The following is an 18,641-nucleotide window of genomic DNA, read 5'->3' on the forward strand; positions in this document are numbered from 1 at the left end:
TAAAATCAAAATTTGGCTTTCTTGATTAAAATGACTTTTTCTCCGCCTTTTAATTTTGTGTCTTTTTCGAACTCATTAATCTGTGCTACTTCTTCAACAGTAGTATTAAATCTCTTAGCAATTTCCCACATATTTTCGCCAGGTTTAACGTTATAGACGATAATACTAGGATAGTCAGAAAGTTCTTCTTTGGTCATATCTTCAAATACAATTTCATCAATGATTCTTAAGGTGTTTGTATCATACATTTCGATGTTAAATTCTAGATTATACTCGAGGGTAATGTTGTCTTTACTGAAATTAGCAACATTAATATCAGTGGCTCTTGGAAGTACATTGATTGTGTAAGTTCCTGTGCTAACTGCAGTTGGAGTGCTAATTTCAAAAGGGATAGCGTCTTCGAAGACACCAATTTTGTTGACTCCATTTTCGCTTATATAGGTTATTAAAATTTCAACAAATCCTTCGATTGTTAATGTGCTCCCGTCCAATACTTTGTCTTCTACCTTAACTTTCATTTCGGTTGTGAATATTTTGTTATTTTCTGGGCTTAAACCTTCGGCATTTAAATTTACTTTTTTGGAAGCAATGGTGATGTCTTTAAAAATTAGATTTTGATATGTCTCGTTGTTGCTACTAATATTGACCTTTTTGCCAGGACAATATATGTCATCAATAATCTCAGTCTTTTCATTATTATAAGTCGTATACTTGGCAGTCAAAATATATTCTGTTTCAATCATTCTGTCTTCGCCATCGTAGTCTGGACTGATTTGTGGATCGTATGTCGGAACGATATCTAGCTCACAGGTAATATAGGCTTCGTTTTCATCACGAGCCAAATCTATCTTTACATCGTTAACAGGAATTTTATGGGTAACTACTTCTAGAGTCTTCTCGTCTTCGGCTGATTTATATAATGTAGAGACTTCTATTTTGCAACTAAATTCTATCTCGTCGTCAGTTCTTTTAATCTGCTCTTCTATAATATCGGCTGTTTGCTTTAGTATTTCACCAAGTACAGGCTTGTTTTGAGGAATTTGAAGATTTTCTTTAATAATTCTTTTCTCCTCTTTATAAGGCATCATTGTAATTATGTTTACCTCTTTAGCCTTTTTTTGTACGTTGTCGTCTGTTTTAATGTCTTCTACTATAGAAACTTCCTTCGTGCTAGTCATAACTGCATCAAGAGCGATAATCACTTTAACGTTGATTTTACGTTCATTTAGTAGATTGAAGTGTATGTTTTCTATATCGAAATGAAAATCGACACGGTCGCTAGGTTCTAAGCCTTCGACAATCATAAAATCTTCAAGAGGAATGGTTCCACTCATTTTTACAATTGAAGCGTCCTCTCCCTCTGGAACATAAAGAATGGTGACGTCAACTTGACCCTGATATACAATTCGATTGGCTTGTATATCGATTTGATCAATCCTGATTTTGCCATCTAACAAAAGGATTTTATGCACATCTGATTTACCGTCAGGCACTATTAAGTCTTTCTCTTTAACTGTTTGTGAATTAGCGCTGTGGGTATCTTGTGTGATATCCATCCATTTTTTTATTAAATCCACCGCCATTTGTTTTCCTCCTCAAAATTTAAAAATTGTATGCTTGTATTTAACAAAATTGTGCTAATACATATATATTCACATTAACAATTTTTATGCCCAATAAAAGTTTAGGTAATAATCTTGTGGATTCGGCTCTATCTTATAAGCAAACCTCCTATCTATCTCTTATCTATAAAATTGCTTGGATTGTTTGGGCAAGTAGCTTATAATCTCATTATTATTATCCTCCTATCTATAAAATTGTTTGGGTAAGTAGCTTATAATCYCGTTGGTATCCTCCTTATATCTATAAAATTGTTTGGGTAATTGGCTTATAATCTCAATGGTATCCTCCTCCTATTTATAAAATTGTGTGGGTAAYTGGTTTATAATCTCAATGGTATCCTCCTCCTATTTATAAAATTGTKTGGGTAAYTGGTTTATAATCTCAATGGTATCCTCCTCCTATCTATAAAATTGTTGAATTGTTTGGGTAAGGTAAAATTGCTTATAATATCACGCTCCTTGTTATTTATTATGTAAATATGGGGCCGCCGTCGCGGCTTTTGCCTAGGACTTCATACCCACCCACACCACCCTGTGTAATTGTATATTTAATTGCCTCTGTTACATCTAATACCTTATAAAAAGGACAATATGCAATTCGTTCGACAATAAATACAGGATCTAGTGCATGGATTAATACTCGATTTGGTGAAGCTGCAAAATCAGCTCCAGCTAATAATAATTCCTCAAAATAGGATTGGCAAGCACCTGCGAAGATAACTAATTGATCACTGGTGGGTCGTATCTTTCTGGCTTCTTTTGTTGACTCGATATAATATTTCGAGTTTTTGTAATTTTCTAGCTCATTTGTTTTTCCCCCCTTTTGCAAAGAGTCATGACCCGTCAGAACCAAAATGTCAGGATTATGTTTCTCGATTAGTTCTTTGACTTTTCGAGGCTGGACGGTTTCTGCAACGTTCTCACCTACTGCTGTTATTCCTAAAGTCTCATAATAATTTAGGCAGACATTTAGATAAAAGGCATCACCGTCGATGTGCAAAACTTTGCCTATTTTTCGCATTCGTGTTGTATCTAACTGCTTATGTTCCTCTTGAACTTTAGATACATTGGCATCAATTAAATCCATAGTGTCACGCTCATTAGGTATACTACGTAGTCCGCTGGCTGGTACTAGATCTCTAATATCAGCATCTGCAAGTATTCTATATGTCACGCCCTTAAGGACTGCAACATGTTGTCGAGTAATGTAGTCGATTTTGAATAAGATATCTTTTGAATAAGATTGTCTAAGAACATAATCACCTACTGTTAGCATTTTAATTCACTCCTCAAACTTACCTATCATATTATAATGTTTATTAAGTTTAGGGGTTGTTTTATACATACTTTAGAAATAAATAGGTCTAATAGCTCGAGTATGCATTTGGCATCTATTATTTTATTATTTTATCTATTGCCGTATCTATTTCTATTATATATGTCTCGTGTACTACCTCACTTATAATAAGTGGAATTTCTCAACGTGTATGCTTGGTTTTCGTCGCATACTTTAAAATTAGGGATCAGTAATATGTAGCATTCTATATATATGCATTGGTTTTGCGCCAACCGCGATAGTCTTCTAGATAAACTAGATTAGAGAAAATAGATGGTTCTCGTATCTTGTTTTTACGCTGTATGTGCGGACCTCCGATTCGCAATCGAAACTTTGAAGTCTCCTGAGATCGCAATTTTTCGCGATGCGTGAGGCTAGCTAACTTTTCGCCTAGATGGAATAATTTGCCTTTTGTTGTGACTTTCTCTTCGGACTCCAAAACATTTGTATGCTTGTCCATATCTTTTTCAAATTGTTCAAGACGAGCTTGTTCAATTTCGTTTTGAAGTATGGCTTGTGCGATATCTCTTAGCACAGGAAGTTGTTTGGTACTCTTATTTGTCTCTTTAATCTTATCTCCCGTATCGTCATTAAATGATGCAGACTCTTTGATCGCATCTCCTGTATCGTCATTAAATAATGCAGACTCTTTGATCGCATCTCCTGTATCGTCATTAAATAGTGCAGACTCTTTGATCGCATCTCCTGTATCGTCATTAARTARTRMAGWCTCTTGATCGCATCTCCCGTATCATCATTAAGTAATAAAGTCTCTTTGATCGCATCTCCTGTATCATCATTAAGTAATAAAGTCTCTTTGATCGCATCTCCTGTATCGTCATTAAGTAATAAAGTCTCTTTGATCGCATCTCCTGTATCATCATTAAGTAATAAAGTCTCTTTGATCGCATCTCCTGTATCATCGTTAAGTAATAAAGCCTCTTTGATCGTATCTATGGTACTTGATTTTTTGATAGTATCTTGAGTTATTCTATTTTTTTCACTATTATTAATAATACTTATAATGGTATCAGTTGGTTCAATTTTTTTGACATCGATAGTAATTTTACTAAATTGGATTGTTAGATTATTGTTATTTAAGAGATCAAGTACACTACTTTCAAAAATAGCTTCTTGTTCGTCCAATGAAACCGATTTTGGCTCTGTTGCTGCAGGTGTATTCATTGCTGTTTGGTATTCCAATAATTGACAATTCACAACCTTCTCTATATATGGATTCTTTTTAACCTTGATTTTAGATATAAATTCTGGTAGGAAAGCAGATGCTAAGAAAAGCTCAGCCGCTCCCGTATTTGCGGGATTGTTAGATAACTCATTATTGAATAATTCTGTAAAATCGTTGCTTGGATACTCCGCACTCAGCTTAGTATTAAAATACCTATATGTTTTAGCGCGACTAGTATTAAATCTCTCTAATAAAGCTAGAAAACCTATGTTCTTTTTCATGATAATTCATCTCCTTTTATTAGTTATTATTTTATTATTTTAGTAGTAGTTACAAAAATTTACTGATGTTGTAGCGATGCAAATGCCCTATTATATAGTAGAGTAGCAGTTGCAAAGACTTACTGATGGTGTAGCGATGCAAAAGCCTTATTATATAATAGTAGAGTAGCAGTTGCAAAGACTTACTGGTGTTGTAGCGATGCAAAGGCCTTATTATATAATAGTAGCAGTTGCAAAGACTTACTGATGGTGTAGCGATGCAAAGGCCCTATTATATAGTAGAGTAGCAGTTACAAAGACTTACTGGTGTTGTAGCGATGCAAAGGCCTTATTATATAATAGTAGCAGTTGCAAAGACTTACTGATGTTGTAGCGATGCAAAGGCCTTATTATATAATAGTAAAGTAGCAGTTACAAAGACTGACTGGTGTTGTATCGATGCAAAGGCCTTATTATATAATAGTAGAGTAGCAGTTACAAAGACTGACTGGTGTTGTAGCGATGCAAAAGCTTTATTATATAGTAAAGTAGCAGTTACAAAGACTGACTGGTGTTGTAGCGATGCAAAGGCCTTATTATATAATAGTAGCAGTTGCAAAGACTTACTGATGGTGTAGCGATGCAAAGGCCCTATTATATAGTAGAGTTGCAGTTACAAAGACTGACTGGTGTTGTAGCGATGCAAAAGCTTTATTATATAGTAAAGTAGCAGTTGCAAAGACTTACTGATGGTGTAGCGATGCAAAAGCTTTATTATATAGTAGAGTAGCAGTTGCAAAGACTTACTGATGTTGTAGCGATGCAAAAGCTTTATTATATAGTAAAGTAGCAGTTGCAAAGACTTACTGATGGTGTAGCGATGCAAAGGCCTTATTATATAATAGTAGAGTAGCAGTTACAAAGACTTACTGGTGTTGTAGCGATGCAAAAGCTTTATTATATAGTAGAGGTAAAGTTGCAAAGACTTACTGATGGTGTAGCGATGCAAAGGCCTTATTATATAATAGTAGAGTTGCAGTTGCAAAGACTTACTGATGGTGTAGCGATGCAAAGACTTTATTATATAGTAGAGTAGCAGTTGCAAAGACTTACTGGTGTTGTAGCGATGCAAAGACTTTATTATATAGTAGAGTAGCAGTTGCAAAGACTTACTGTGGATATAGCGATGCAAAAGCTTTATCATATAGTAGAGCTATAGTTGCAAAGACTTACTGGTGTTGTAGCAATGCAAAGGCTTTATTATATAGTAGAGTCGCAGTCGCAAAGACTTACTGTGGATACAGCGATACAAAGGCTTTGTTATATAGTAGAGCTGCAGTTGCAAAGACTTACTGGTGTTGTAGCGATGCAAAGGCTTTATTATATAGTATAGCTAAATGTAAAGTGTAGTAGTAGTGCGTTACGTAGATAAGTAATATGTAGTGCGTTGTAGCGGATATTATGTGAAAAGACTAAGTTGCATTTATTTATAGACTCGATATCGACTTGCTGGTGTTGCTGTCGATTTGTTGTCTGCCGCTTACACAAACTATACTAGCACATAAAAAAATGCTTGACAATCCTAAAGTAAAAAATAAGGTACTTAAAGTGAGTGGAGTCCTTTAAATACCTGAGCTAAAAGTTAAAAGTTTTTTCGTTTTATTAGTACCTTAAAGTAGATTCTAGGCAAATTGTATCGATTGGGATCGGATTTTCGTTAGCGTTTTCCTCCTAAATATGGCCAAGGATTGGTGTGTTGACCATGAACTCGGACCTCAAAATGAGAATGATTTCCGGTTGAGTATCCAGTACTACCGATGCCGGCGATTTTTTGACCTGCATATACGTAGTCCCCAACATTTACATTCAAAGTAGAGTTGTGTCCATAAAGCGTAGTTAGTCCATCRCCGTGATCTATCATAACCGTATAGCCAAATCCATTTACCCAACCAGCGATTATAACCACTCCGTCAGCTGCTGCAACGACTGGAGATCCATATGCAGCTGGAATGTCAATGCCTTGGTGAAACTCGGGTATATTCAATATAGGATTTTGCCTTGGGTTATAGTCAGAGCTGATGCGAGTCCAACCAGGAACAGGCCAGACAAACAGAGCTCCGTTAAATGCAAGCTGGCTTTGGGCTATCAGAGACTGTATCTCTTCTGTAAGTTCGGTGCTTATAATTTCTAATGCGCCAAGCTGRTCTTCGAGAGATGATTGGCTTTCTTCGAGTTGAGCAATTTTGGTCATCTTGGAACCCATTGTAGTAGAAAGATCTGCGATCTTATTCAACTCAGAATCTTTAAGCAGCTCCAATGCTTCGTATTCAGAATCCAACTGCAGCTTTTTGGCTGCAACAAGGTTTTGTTTTTCCTTGAGTTCTGCAAGTACAGTGCGATCTATATCGGCAATAATGCTGATATAATAGCTTCTATTTAAAAGTTCTATTAAACTCGATGATGAGAATAGGAGATAAATATAGCCATATCGATTATTTTTATACATTCGCACCATGCGGTTTTTGGTTGCTTCGTAATGTAGTTGCTTATCTAKTTCGGCTTGAGCAAGTTCGGTTTTAGTGATTTCAATATCAAGTTTTTTGAGTCTGCTTTCTTCATCTAATAACTTGATTTCTTCTTCCAAAGTTATGATCTGCAAATCTAATTGATCGATTTCGGCATTTATCAAATCTTGTTGTTGCAAGTTGATATCGATAACTTGTTGAGTTTTTTCTATATCATCTTGGTTACTTTCTAATTCTAATTTCTTAATTTTAAGTTCTGCTGCTACTTGCTTTTGGTGCTCTTCAAATTTGCGTTTTTCTTCTTCTCGAGCTTTTAGCTGTTCTGCAGTAGGTCCAGAATGAGTTTGTTTAGGAGCATTTTCGGTGCTAGAATCTACTTTAACGTCTGTAGAATTATTATCAGATGATGTAGCGTTATCAGTGGCTGGAGCAGTGTTATCAACGCTAGAATCTACTTTAACGTCTGAAGCATTAGCGGTGTTTTCGGTAGAGTCAGAATTTTTGGTCGCAGGTGTGTCCGATGTTGTAGCAAACAAAAAAGACTCCAGTCCAAATATAAAAAGACCGATGAATAATAAATGTCTTTTCATAGGCTACACCTTCAGATGTTTGCTAATAGCAATAATGCTTCCTATCACACTGATGCTAATTGCTAATGCAAAATAAACAGGTAAAAGCCAAGCCATAACCAAATTAAGATCTTGGAGAACAAGACCATTAATAATGTCAGAAAGTGCCAAAGTTAATTTATCTGCTGCAAATCTGTAAATATAGTATATACAAAAACTAGGAATGGTTGCGCCGATAAGTCCTATCAAAATTCCTTCTATTACAAAGGGGATCCGAATGAAATTATCTGTTGCTCCCAAAAATTTCTTGATTTCTATCTCTTTTTTATGAACAAAAACAGCTAATCTAATTGTGTTGGTAATTAGCAAGAGCGATATAATTATAAGTATACTAATAAATATTAATGAAAAGCGTTGTATATAAGAATTAAGCGACAGGAATGCCTGAGTTTCAGTTACAAAATACGTGGCGTCCAAGCCCAATTGCTCTAATTGTGATACAACAACTCTTTGAAAATCCACATTAGTAGATTTAATTTCGAAAGATGCAGGAAGCGGATTGTCGTCTTTAAATTCTTCATATAGCAAAGAATCGTCTCCTGCAAAAGTTTTAAGCGCCATATCTTTTGAGATAAAGTCTACTGTTTTTACATATTTTAAATTTTTTATAGTTTCTTGTAATTCTAGGATATTTTGATTGTTAAATGCATCATCTAGATAGACGCTTATTCCTATCTGGTCTTCTATTTGTAATACCAAATATTCAAGGTTAATTGCTATAGAATATGAAATTCCTAGAGTTAAAAGTGATAAAACTATAGTAGTAATAGAGGCAAAGGTCATCATTTTATTTTTAAATAGTCCTTTGATGCCTTCGCCCAGAAGATAACTAAACATATTCTTCCTCCTGGCCATATCCACCATTATTTTGATCGCTTATAATCTCGCCGTTTTGAAGCTCTAGTACGCGTTTTTTAAATGTAGTCACTATGTCACTCTCGTGCGATGCGACTAATACTGTGACGCCTCTGCTATTTATATCCAAGAGCAGTTTCATAATGTCCCACGCAGTAGAGGGGTCGAGATTTCCGGTAGGTTCGTCTGCTATTAATATAGGGTTATTATTAACGATAGCTCTTGCGATGGCTGTGCGCTGCTGCTCTCCTCCGGATAGTTCGTTGGGGTAGCAGTTGGCTTTTTTGGATAGCCCCACTAATGCTAGGGCCATAGGTACCTGATATTTGATATGCTTTTTCTTTGCACCAATAACCCGCATAGCAAATGCTACGTTGTCAAATACTGTTTTGTTATAAAGTAATCTAAAATCTTGAAAAACGACACCGATTTGTCGTCTATAATAGGGGATCTGACGATGTATCAAATTTTCTATATTACGGCCATTAACAGTAATGATGCCAGTTGATGGTTCTATTTCTTTAAGTATCAATTTAAGAAATGATGATTTGCCAGAACCGCTATTTCCAGTAACAAATACAAATTCTCCTTTCTTGATGTGAAGCGAAGTGGTCTTGAGACCGATCGCTCCGTTAGAATAAATTTTAGAAACTTGTGCTAATTCTATCATTTGTTTCTCCAATCTTATGGTTTATATTTTAGGCATACTTTGCTTTTCCATATAGTCCATATATTGACTAACCATTATAGTGATTTTGAAAACAATAGCATCGTCAAACTCACGAAGATCAAGACCGGTCATTTTAAGAAGTTTATCTAATCTATATACCAAAGTATTTCTGTGAATATATAACTGTCTGGAGGTTTCGGAAACATTTAAAGAGTTTTCAAAAAATTTGTTTACTGTTGAGAGAGTTTCTTCGTCGAAGTGTGTGATCTTTTTGCCTTTTAATACTTCGTCGATAAACATGCGGCACAAAGTGACAGGTAGTTGGTAGATGATTCGCCCAACACCAAGTTTTGAATAGGTAGAAATTTTTGCTTCGTAATTGAAAATTTTTCCAACTTCTAAGGACATGGCAGCTTCTTTGTAAGAATTGGAAACATCTTTYAGGTCGTATACAACAGTCCCCACACCAATAGCAACTTGAATTAAAGCTTCTGATAATAGTGTGTTATATATAATATCAGCGTGTTCTTGGACTTCTTCTTCGTTTTTAGATTCAAGAGCTTTAACCAAAATGATGCTTTTATCATCAACGGCAGTGACAAAGTCTAGATTCTTATCCGGAAAAAGACTTCTAACTGTTTCTGTGATACTAACTTCTCCAACATCAACATTTTCTATTAGATATACTACTCTGGGTACAGAGTTTTCGACGTGCAGTTTTTTAGCCCTGTTATAAATATCAACTAGCAACAAATTGTCTAGCAAAAGGTTTTTAATAAAATTATCTTTATCGAAGCGTTCTTTATATGCGATAAGCAAGTTTTTGATTTGAAACGCAGTCATTTTGCCAAGTTTGTATGCTTCATCATCGCCTCCTTTTACTGCAACAATATATTCGACAATATATTCATCGAATACTTTTACATAAAAAGAACCAAGCATCTCTTGACTGTCAGCTGCAGAAACAATAAAGGCACTAACTTCTTCTTTATATTCGCCCAAAAGGCTTTCTCCTGTTGTGGCAACTACTTTGGCCTCAGCATCTAAAATACATATATCACGTCTGGTAATCATTTTTAATCCATCTACTATATTTTGTAATACTTGGTTTGTAATCATCGTTGTTCTCCCTTTATTATATAATATTTTTCTAATACCCTTTTAATTACCTAATTTTTACTAAGCCTTAAGTATAACATTTTTAAAATAAAACTACAAGCAAAACTGGAATAGTGATCATGCATAAAATATTGCTTATAAATACAATACTAGCAGCAAGTTTTACATCGCAATCGTATTGTTCTGCAAATAACAAAGTCATGGTAGCTGCCGGCATTGCCGCAAGAACTACAAGAACTTCTTTTAAAACTTGATCTATCGGTAAAATAATAATTATGCTAGAGATAATAACAGGAACAAAAATTAATCTAAAGAAATTTATAGCATATGCTCGAAAATTTAATAATGATTCTCTAATGTTCATTCTAGAAAGAGTGGCTCCAAGAATAAACATCGAAAGGGGGGTCATAAGGCTTCCGTATACCATAAGAGGTTCGGCAATGACATTAGGAACACCAACGCTAGATATAAAGCATACCAAGCCAATAGCAGTTGCGATATTAACAGGGTTTAGGTATATTTCCTTAAATTTGATTTTGTGCTTGCCTTTGTTGGAACTATTGATCATAAAGATTCCGACTGTAAAAGCATAAACATTATAGGCAATATTAGCAATGCCGCCATAAAAAATACCATCAGACCCGATTACGGCATCCAATATTGGGAAACCTATAAATGCGCAATTGGGAAACACCATAGCAAATTTCCAAAGGCCTTTTTCTGAGTCTGAGATGCGAAGAACTTTTGTAATTATAATTGCCAATATATGTGCACAAATATACACGCCAAATGATAAAAATAAAATAAATATACAATTTACTAGTTTATTTTGGTCAAATGGTTGTACAATAGCGAAAAAGATATTGACGGGTAAAATAGTTTTTAAGAGCAATGAAGTGAGTTTTTTTGTGAAATCTGTATCAGAAAAACCGAATTTTCCGCAAACGAATCCTACGATGAGTAAAACAAATATTGTAGTTAGGCTTGGTAATATTAATTCTATGTCCATATCTAAACCCCCCGTTAAAGTTATATTTATAGTATATTAACTAGTGTACTTTTTTATACAATTATTAAGCAAGCACTTGAAAAATTTGTTGTCACAATGTTAGTTATTTAAGAATATGTTATAGAATAGACAAAATTTAAATAAAATGGAGGAAGAATATGTGTGGAATAGTTGGTTATATAGGACAAGGATATAAAAATAATGTTGCCGAAGTTTTACTKGAYGGGCTAAGTAAGCTTGAGTATAGAGGCTATGATTCGGCAGGAATTTGCTTAGCATCAGAAGAAGTGCTGGTATATAAAGATGAAGGAAGAGTGGCGCATTTGAGAACTTTAGTAGATCTGGAATTTGATGCCAAAATGGGCATAGGTCATACTAGATGGGCAACTCATGGAAAACCTAGCCAAATAAATGCGCATCCTCATCAGAGTAATAACGGACGATTTACAATAGTTCATAATGGTGTAATAGAAAATGAGTCAGAATTACGAGCAACATATTTAAGTGATTACAAATTTGTTTCGGACACAGATACAGAAATAATAGTAGCGTTAATCGAAAAGTTTGTTGAAGAAGGAGAGGCGGTAGAAGTTGCGATACGCCACGTAATGAGTTTGCTAAAGGGGTCGTATGCTTTGGGAATAATTGATGGAGACATGCCGGACCGAATGTATGCTGCAAAAAACAAGTCTCCGCTTTTGCTAGGCGTAGAAGATGACTTTAACATGATAGGCTCGGATGCTATGAGTGTAATAAAATATACAAAYAAGTTKATTGAATTAAACGATGGCGAATTTGTTGTTTTAACAGCTACAGAAGTGGCCATCTATACAATGCTGGGAATAAAAGTAGARCGTTCGCCATATACAGAAACCCTCGATGCTGCAGATATGGAAAAAGGAATATATTCTCACTATATGCTAAAAGAAATAGATGAGCAACCGTTTGTATTAAGAAGAATAGTACAAGAATATTTTGATGAGGCGGGGTATAGCATAGACCCAAAAATCACGGATGTACTGAATGAAACTGACAGAATCTACATCATTGCTGCAGGTACAAGTATGAACGCAGGGCTTGTAGGAAAACAACTGTTCGAGCAAATAGCCAAAATACCAGCAGAAGTTCATATAGCATCAGAGTTTGTATATAACACGCCAATTTTAAGCAAAAAGCCATTATTTATTTTTTTATCGCAATCGGGAGAAACTGCAGATAGTAGAGCAGTACTAGTGAAGATCAAAAAATTAGGCTATAGATCACTTACTATAACCAATGTAAAGGGGTCGACACTCTCAAGAGAAGCGGACAATACGCTATTACTATATGCGGGAGTAGAAATAGCGGTTGCATCGACAAAGGCATATACCGCACAAATTGCAGTAATGGCGATACTTGCAGCGAAAGAGGCAGGAGTAGATGCTGAATCGATAAAAGCTGATATTTCCATCGTGGTAAATGCATTAGAAATAATAACTAACAATAAGGCGGCATACAAAGAGTTGGCAGAGAACTATCTAACCAAACGCAATTGCTTTTATATAGGAAGAAATATCGACTATTATGTTGCAGTGGAAGCCGCGCTCAAGCTAAAAGAGGTTTCGTATATACAAACGGAAGGCTTTGCGGCGGGAGAATTAAAACACGGAACTATAGCCTTAATCGAAGATGACACTCCTGTCGTTGCGATAATCTCGCAAGAAAACATCAACCTAAATACGAGATCCAACATAAAAGAAGTGAAATCGAGAGGAGCAAAGRCGATCATTATTGCGTTAAAATCGTTGAGCGCAGTGGGGGATCAAATTGTGATAGAAGATGTAAACCCGATTTTATCACCGCTAGTTACAATAGTTCCGTGCCAATTGATGGCATACTATGCCGCACTGAGCCGCGATTTGGATATCGATAAACCCAGAAATCTTGCAAAATCAGTAACAGTAGAATAGCATCAAAAAAAGCCAGTAGCGTGAACAACTATTGGCTTCTTTGTATTTTATCGAACGGTAATGTTAACCGAGTCTGTTGCAAAGCCATTTTTATCTTTGACAACRATATTAACGCGGCCGCCGTTGTGAGCAGAAACTATGCCATTTGAAACTGTTGCTATGGCCTTCTTAGAAGATTTCCAAGATAAATCGGAAGCGGAAAGTCCTTCTAGCGATAGATATTCTTTTAAGTCGATGGCAGTGCCAGTTTGAAGTACAATCTCTTTTGCGGTATCAGCAAATCTCACGGAATCTAAATTTTGTGTATCGCCGACGGTGACGTTTGTAGAAGTGGTGACGAATAGATCATTGGCATTTTTTGTAATTATGGTTGCAGTACCATCGCCAACTGCAGTAACAACGCCAGCGTCATCCACTGTGGCGACGTATTTATTTGTGCTAAAGTAGCTCACGTCTGCGTTCAAGTTGCGAGGAGATGTAATAGTATCGAGCGCAATAGAAGAGCCAACGTCGAGCGTTACCTGAGTTTGAACGTTTTTGATGTTGGTCATAGGCACATGGCTAAATTTGGTTTCATACATAGTATCGTACAATTCGCGAGATGCGTTCACAAGCTCCATATAAGGTTGATCGGTTACGTCTACAAAACCTAAATTGAAGTTTTCACCATCCCAAGAACGTCCCAAAATTGGCTCATCATAATATTGAAACCAATGTACTCCAACGAATTTGCCACTTTTTAACGCAGACTCCACATAGTTTGTATACGCATCTGCTCTGGCTTGTTGGTCGACCACTGCCATTGTTGTTGGGCTAAATGGACCCATATCAGTTGCAGAAAAACAGAACTCTCCGATGATCATTGGCATGTCGTACTCTTCGAATTTAAAATTTTCGCGCTGAATATCTATGTTGTAGTTATTAAAGCTAAGAATATCGACGTAATTGATTGCCGACTTTATTACCTCTATAGGAGTGCCCCACTCGGTGTTTCGAGATCCTAGGTACATAGTTCCGGGAAGGAGCTCGGTAACGACCTTATCTACAACGGCGTAATATCGATCAGAAAGTACGCTAACAACCATTGATGCGTCGGCGGCAGGAATGTCACCCTTATACGGTTTGCCGAACTCCTCAAACGATGCGAAGTTTGTGCCCCATGATTTGTTGAGCGCTTCGATGGTTTCGTATTTGTCTTCGAAAACAGTCATAAAGTGGCGCTTAGCATAGGCCTTTTCATTGGCGATGTCATCATCAAAAATCGCATCGACTAGAGGATTGTTTGCCATATTGTTGCCCCACTTATATTCGTTATCAACATAGACGCCGAAGCAATAAGGGTCCTTGTGTATGCCAAAGCGAACGGCTTGGTCCTTGATTGCAGCAATGGTGGATTTTTCAAATTCTGGATCGAATGCATCTGGAACGGTATCGTATAATCGAACATGTTTTCCACTATTTACCGTAGTCCAAGTGAATGCAGTATAAGGGGTTTTGTGCTGATCGCCCTTGCCAAAAAATAGTGATGGCTCTGCCCAGGCGCCGATAGAAGTGATCCCCCAAGCTTTAAATCGATCGGTTGCCATTTTGCCCCAATCCGTAAGCCAGTCGTTGCCATATTTCTTTTCGAGATTCATAGAGTAAAACGAAAAAGAAGTGCCGCTCTTTTGACCATGAGGAGGTTGCATTCCGCTGGCTCTGCCAAAGTGTTCCTTAAACTCGCCGTTGCGCTCTGGAAGTTCTTCGAACATGTATTCGCGACCCTGAACCCAAGTGTCCATTCCGTTTTTGCGAACGATTCCAAATCCTGTGGCAAAGTAAGGATAGCCTTCTGGGTCTATTAAAGTCCACGCTCCATCAATTTTGGTAGGGTAAAAATGACCGGTAGCTTCCTGGCGCAATGCTTCGTTTTTGTAGCCGCCATAAACGGTTCTGTCTGTTCGCGCTTCTTGCTCGGCTTTCCAAATTGCAACTTGCGCTTCTTCTTCAGCTTGTGCGTCTTTTAATTGCTCATCGCTAAAAATCTTGTTAGCCCAGTCTTTTGGCGCGTATTGGCCATATTTGTCGACGATATTTGCATAAGTTTCTTCTATATTATAGAGAGGATTTTCTACAACTCTAAAGTTGTCAAATGAATAGTAGCCAACCGGCCCGTTAACGCTCCAGGCAAGAGTTATTCCTGTGATCTCTGAAGGGTTGTTCATAGCCCCCCAACCTTCTCCGGGAATAATTCCGTCAAATCCGATAGGGCTAGGCAATGCGTCTGCCCCTTGTTGTCTCAGGCTTTCGTCCAATACGCAATACACGGTGTGAGTAGATTGTGGCGAAATTGAGTTCATATATGCTTTGGAGCCACCAGCATATTTGATGGTTGTGGTGAGTCGATGCGTTCTGTCGTTTGGGTTGGTAATATCGAATGCCAACACCATTCTGTTATCACTAAAATCCCAGGATTTGCCATTTGCTGGAGCGATAGTAATCGACGCATTGCCACCGTCAGTAAACCGTACCTTTAGTGCGTTTTCACCGTCTGTCGCATGGAATGGCTCTATAGTATAATCAACTTTGTTGCCGGCCGAAATTTTTACATTTTCAGCAGTGAGGTTCTCAAAAGATATAGGCTGAAAAGAGTGGTTTGCTATTTCTTCGGCAGTTACGTTGGCATCCTTGTTGGCAACGCCCTCGGCTAAAACGGGCATTAAAGTAAATGCTCCCAATGCTATAATTGCTAATTTTTGTGCTAGTTTCATGATATCCTCCTAATTTGATAAATATTGAAATTATTGAACTACTATGCTGATCGAATCTGTTGCAAAGCCGTTTTTCTCCTCGGCAACGATGTTGATGCGTCCAGGAGCATGTGCAGTAACGACGCCGTTCTCAATGGTGGCAATTGCCTTTTTGGAAGTTTTCCATGTGATGTTGGCTGCATTGACGCCGTCCAATTTGAGCTGATTCTTAAGGTCCAGCGTTGACCCAGCTGCTAGCGTTAGTTCTTTTGCGTTATCGGCAAAGCGTATGGAAGCGGGCTCGGTGCCGTCACCAACGACTACGTTTGTAGAGGTAACGACGAATAAATCGTTGGCATTCTTGGTAACTATTGTGGCATCTCCATCGCCGACTGCGGTAACAACTCCGTTTTCATCAACGGTTGCGACGTATAAGTTGGTACTATAATAGCTTACGTCTTCGTTTAGGTTTGCAGGAGTTGTGGCGGTTTCGATTGTTGCAGTTTGGCCGACTCTCAAATCGATGCTGGTTTGCTCGTTTTGGATGTTGGTCATCGGAATTTGGGTGAACATCGTGTCGTACATCGTGTCGTAGACATATCTAGACGCATCGACTAGCTCCATATAAGGCTGATCTGTTACATCAACAAATCCCAAATTGAAATTTTCCCCGTCCCAAGAGCGTCCAAGAATAGGCTCGTCGTAGTATTGAAACCAATGAACTCCAACAAATTTTCCGCTTTTGAGTGCGGACTCAACGTAATTTATATAGGCATCTGCTCTGTCTTGTTGCGACGATACGGCCATAGTTGTTGGGCTAAAGTGTCCAGCGTCTGTTGCACTAAAGCAAAACTCACCGATGATCATTGGCATATCGTATTCTTCGAATTTAAAACTTTCGCGCTGCACATCTGGATTGTAGTTGTTGAAACTCAGGATATCCACATACTTGATGGCAGAGTGAATTACTTCTATAGGAGTGCCCCACTCGGTATTTCGGGAGCCGAGGTACATTGTGCCTGGAAGGAGCTCTGTGACAACGCTGTCAACGACTTTGTAATATTGGTCTGACAGCTGGCTAACCACCATAGATGCGTCCTCGGCTGCGATTTTTCCAGTATATGGTTTTCCAAGCTCTGCAAAAGATGAGAGATTGCTACCCCAGGCTGAGTTTAGTGCAGAGATGGAGCCATATTTATCTTCGAGTACGGCAACGAAATGGCGCTTGGCATAGCTTTTTTCAGATGCAACATCGTCATCGAATATTGCTTTGACTAGATTATTATTGGTCATATTTGTGCCCCACGGATATTCGTTGTCAACATAAACGCCAAAGCAGTATGGATCTTCGTGTATACCGTAGCGAACGGCCTGATCCTTGATTGCGGCAACGGTGGATTTTTCGAATTCTGGATCGAAGGCATCGGGAATTGTATCATGAAGCCTCACGTGTTTGCCGCTCGAAACGGTGGTCCAGGTGAATGCTGCGTATGGAGTTTTATGTGTATCACCCTTGCCGAAAAATAAATCGGGTTCTGCCCAAGCTCCCAAAGAAGTAAGGCCCCAAGCTTCGAATCGATCGATGGCCATGTCGCCCCAGTCTTGAAGCCAGTCGCTGCCATATTTTTTTTCAAGATTCATAGAGTAGAAAGAGAAGCTGGTGCCATATTTTTGACCAAAAGGAGCTTGCATTCCGCTGGCTTTGCCGTAGTGATCAGCAAATTCGCCGTTCTTGGCTGGAAGTTCCTGGAACATATAGTTGCGACCATCGATCCAAGTGTCCATTCCGTTTTTGCGAACAATGCCAAACCCGGTTGAGAAAAATGGGTAGCCCTCTGGATCTATTAGAGTCCAAATGTCGTTGATTTTTGTGGTGTAGAAATGGCCGGTGGCTTCTTGTCGCAAAGCTTCGTTTTTGTAGCCGCCATAAATAGTGCGGTCTGTTCGCGCTTCTTGCTCAGCTTTCCAAATAGCAACTTGAGCTTCTTCGGCTGCCTGCGCTTCTTTGAGTTGTGCATCGCTAAAAATTTTGTTAGGCCAAGTTTTAAGAGCGTATTGCCCGTACTTATCAACTATTCCCGCGTATGCTGTTGAGACATCGAGAAGAGGATTTTCTACTATTCTAAAGTTGTCGAATGTGTAGTATCCGACATCGCCACCAACACTCCAAGATAAGTCAATTCCGGTAATTTTAGATTTATCAAAATTGACGTTGCCCCAGCCAGGACCCGGGATTATGCCGTCTTCTGCTATCGGACTTGGTAGCGCATCGGCACCGAGCTGAATCTTGTCTTGGTCCAATACGCAATACATAGTTTTGGTAGTATTTGGAGGAATGACATTTACATATGCAGTGGTCCCGCCTTGATATCTAAAAACGGTATTGAGTCTTTGTGTGTATTCGTTGGTATTTGTGACGTCAAATGCAAGGACCATTCGGTTGTCGCTAAAGTCCCAAGTGCCACCGTTGGATGGCGCGATTCGGATCAGCGATGAACTGCCGGCTTCGTATCGAACTTTAAGTGCGTTATCTCCATCGGTTGGCATAAATTCTTCTATAGAATATTCGCTAAATCCCCAAGGAGGAGAGCTGGTGGAAAATTTAAACGTTTGCTTATCATCATTTTCAAATGAAACGGCTCCGAATGAGTGGTTATCGATATCTCGTTGCGAAACAGCCAAAGTGGGAATGGCAGTAAAAGCKGTAACTGCTAGAATAGCTAGTTGCATTGCTAATTTCATAAAATTATCT

Annotated in this window: 12 protein-coding genes; 1 reads left to right on the forward strand and 11 read right to left on the reverse strand. The window is 38.0% G+C overall.

All coding sequences use genetic code 11. The features are described 5' to 3' along the window. Positions 1-5: 5 nt before the first annotated feature. From EPU_RS01380 to EPU_RS01425, 9 genes are all read right to left on the reverse strand, one after another. Positions 6-1,583 carry a DUF3794 and LysM peptidoglycan-binding domain-containing protein gene (locus EPU_RS01380; RefSeq protein WP_010166075.1) on the reverse strand — a complete coding sequence of 526 codons (1,578 nt, stop codon included), beginning with the start codon at positions 1,581-1,583 and terminating at the stop codon, positions 6-8. Positions 1,584-2,091: 508 nt separating this feature from the next. Continuing rightward, complete coding sequence (yabG, locus tag EPU_RS01385; RefSeq protein ID WP_010166076.1) at positions 2,092-2,898, reverse strand: sporulation peptidase YabG; 807 nt, start codon at positions 2,896-2,898, stop codon at positions 2,092-2,094. A 265-nt stretch (positions 2,899-3,163) separates the two neighbouring features. Then, positions 3,164-3,493 (reverse strand): hypothetical protein, encoded by a 330-nt coding sequence (locus tag EPU_RS01390; RefSeq protein ID WP_010166077.1) that lies wholly within the window; start codon positions 3,491-3,493, stop codon positions 3,164-3,166. Further along, on the reverse strand, positions 3,487-4,425 hold the full coding sequence (locus tag EPU_RS01395; protein WP_029487779.1) for a hypothetical protein: 939 nt from the start codon (positions 4,423-4,425) through the stop codon (positions 3,487-3,489). The genes EPU_RS01390 and EPU_RS01395 overlap by 7 nt, the downstream gene beginning before the upstream one ends. A 1,696-nt stretch (positions 4,426-6,121) precedes the next feature. Next, a complete protein-coding gene (locus EPU_RS12540; protein ID WP_052296438.1) occupies positions 6,122-7,519 on the reverse strand; it encodes a murein hydrolase activator EnvC family protein in 1,398 nt (465 codons plus the stop codon). A 3-nt stretch (positions 7,520-7,522) separates the two neighbouring features. Beyond that, the gene (ftsX, locus tag EPU_RS01410; RefSeq protein ID WP_010166081.1) at positions 7,523-8,395 is read right to left on the reverse strand and encodes a permease-like cell division protein FtsX; all 873 of its coding nucleotides are present in this window, start codon (positions 8,393-8,395) and stop codon (positions 7,523-7,525) included. Then, positions 8,388-9,083, reverse strand: coding sequence for a cell division ATP-binding protein FtsE (gene ftsE, locus EPU_RS01415; RefSeq protein ID WP_010166082.1), 696 nt, complete (start codon positions 9,081-9,083; stop codon positions 8,388-8,390). The genes ftsX and ftsE overlap by 8 nt, the downstream gene beginning before the upstream one ends. Before the next feature lie 21 nt (positions 9,084-9,104). Then, on the reverse strand, positions 9,105-10,202 hold the full coding sequence (locus EPU_RS01420) for a PucR family transcriptional regulator (RefSeq protein WP_010166083.1): 1,098 nt from the start codon (positions 10,200-10,202) through the stop codon (positions 9,105-9,107). A gap of 82 nt (positions 10,203-10,284) precedes the next feature. Then, on the reverse strand, positions 10,285-11,211 hold the full coding sequence (locus tag EPU_RS01425; RefSeq protein WP_010166084.1) for an AEC family transporter: 927 nt from the start codon (positions 11,209-11,211) through the stop codon (positions 10,285-10,287). Between the two features lie 158 nt (positions 11,212-11,369). Between EPU_RS01425 and glmS the strand changes: the two genes are divergently transcribed. After that, positions 11,370-13,160: a glutamine--fructose-6-phosphate transaminase (isomerizing) gene (glmS, locus tag EPU_RS01430; RefSeq protein WP_029487780.1), complete on the forward strand. Its 1,791-nt coding sequence runs from the start codon at positions 11,370-11,372 to the stop codon at positions 13,158-13,160. A 47-nt stretch (positions 13,161-13,207) separates the two neighbouring features. On the opposite strand, the gene EPU_RS01435 is transcribed toward glmS, so the two are convergent. Then, positions 13,208-15,910 carry an Ig-like domain-containing protein gene (locus EPU_RS01435; RefSeq protein WP_029487781.1) on the reverse strand — a complete coding sequence of 901 codons (2,703 nt, stop codon included), beginning with the start codon at positions 15,908-15,910 and terminating at the stop codon, positions 13,208-13,210. A gap of 30 nt (positions 15,911-15,940) precedes the next feature. Then, positions 15,941-18,631 carry an Ig-like domain-containing protein gene (locus EPU_RS01440; RefSeq protein WP_010166088.1) on the reverse strand — a complete coding sequence of 897 codons (2,691 nt, stop codon included), beginning with the start codon at positions 18,629-18,631 and terminating at the stop codon, positions 15,941-15,943. Between the last annotated feature and the right edge of the window lie 10 nt (positions 18,632-18,641).

It is taken from the genome of Candidatus Epulonipiscium viviparus (assembly GCF_000171335.1).
Taxonomy (GTDB): Bacteria; Bacillota; Clostridia; order Lachnospirales; family Cellulosilyticaceae; genus Epulonipiscioides; species Epulonipiscioides viviparus.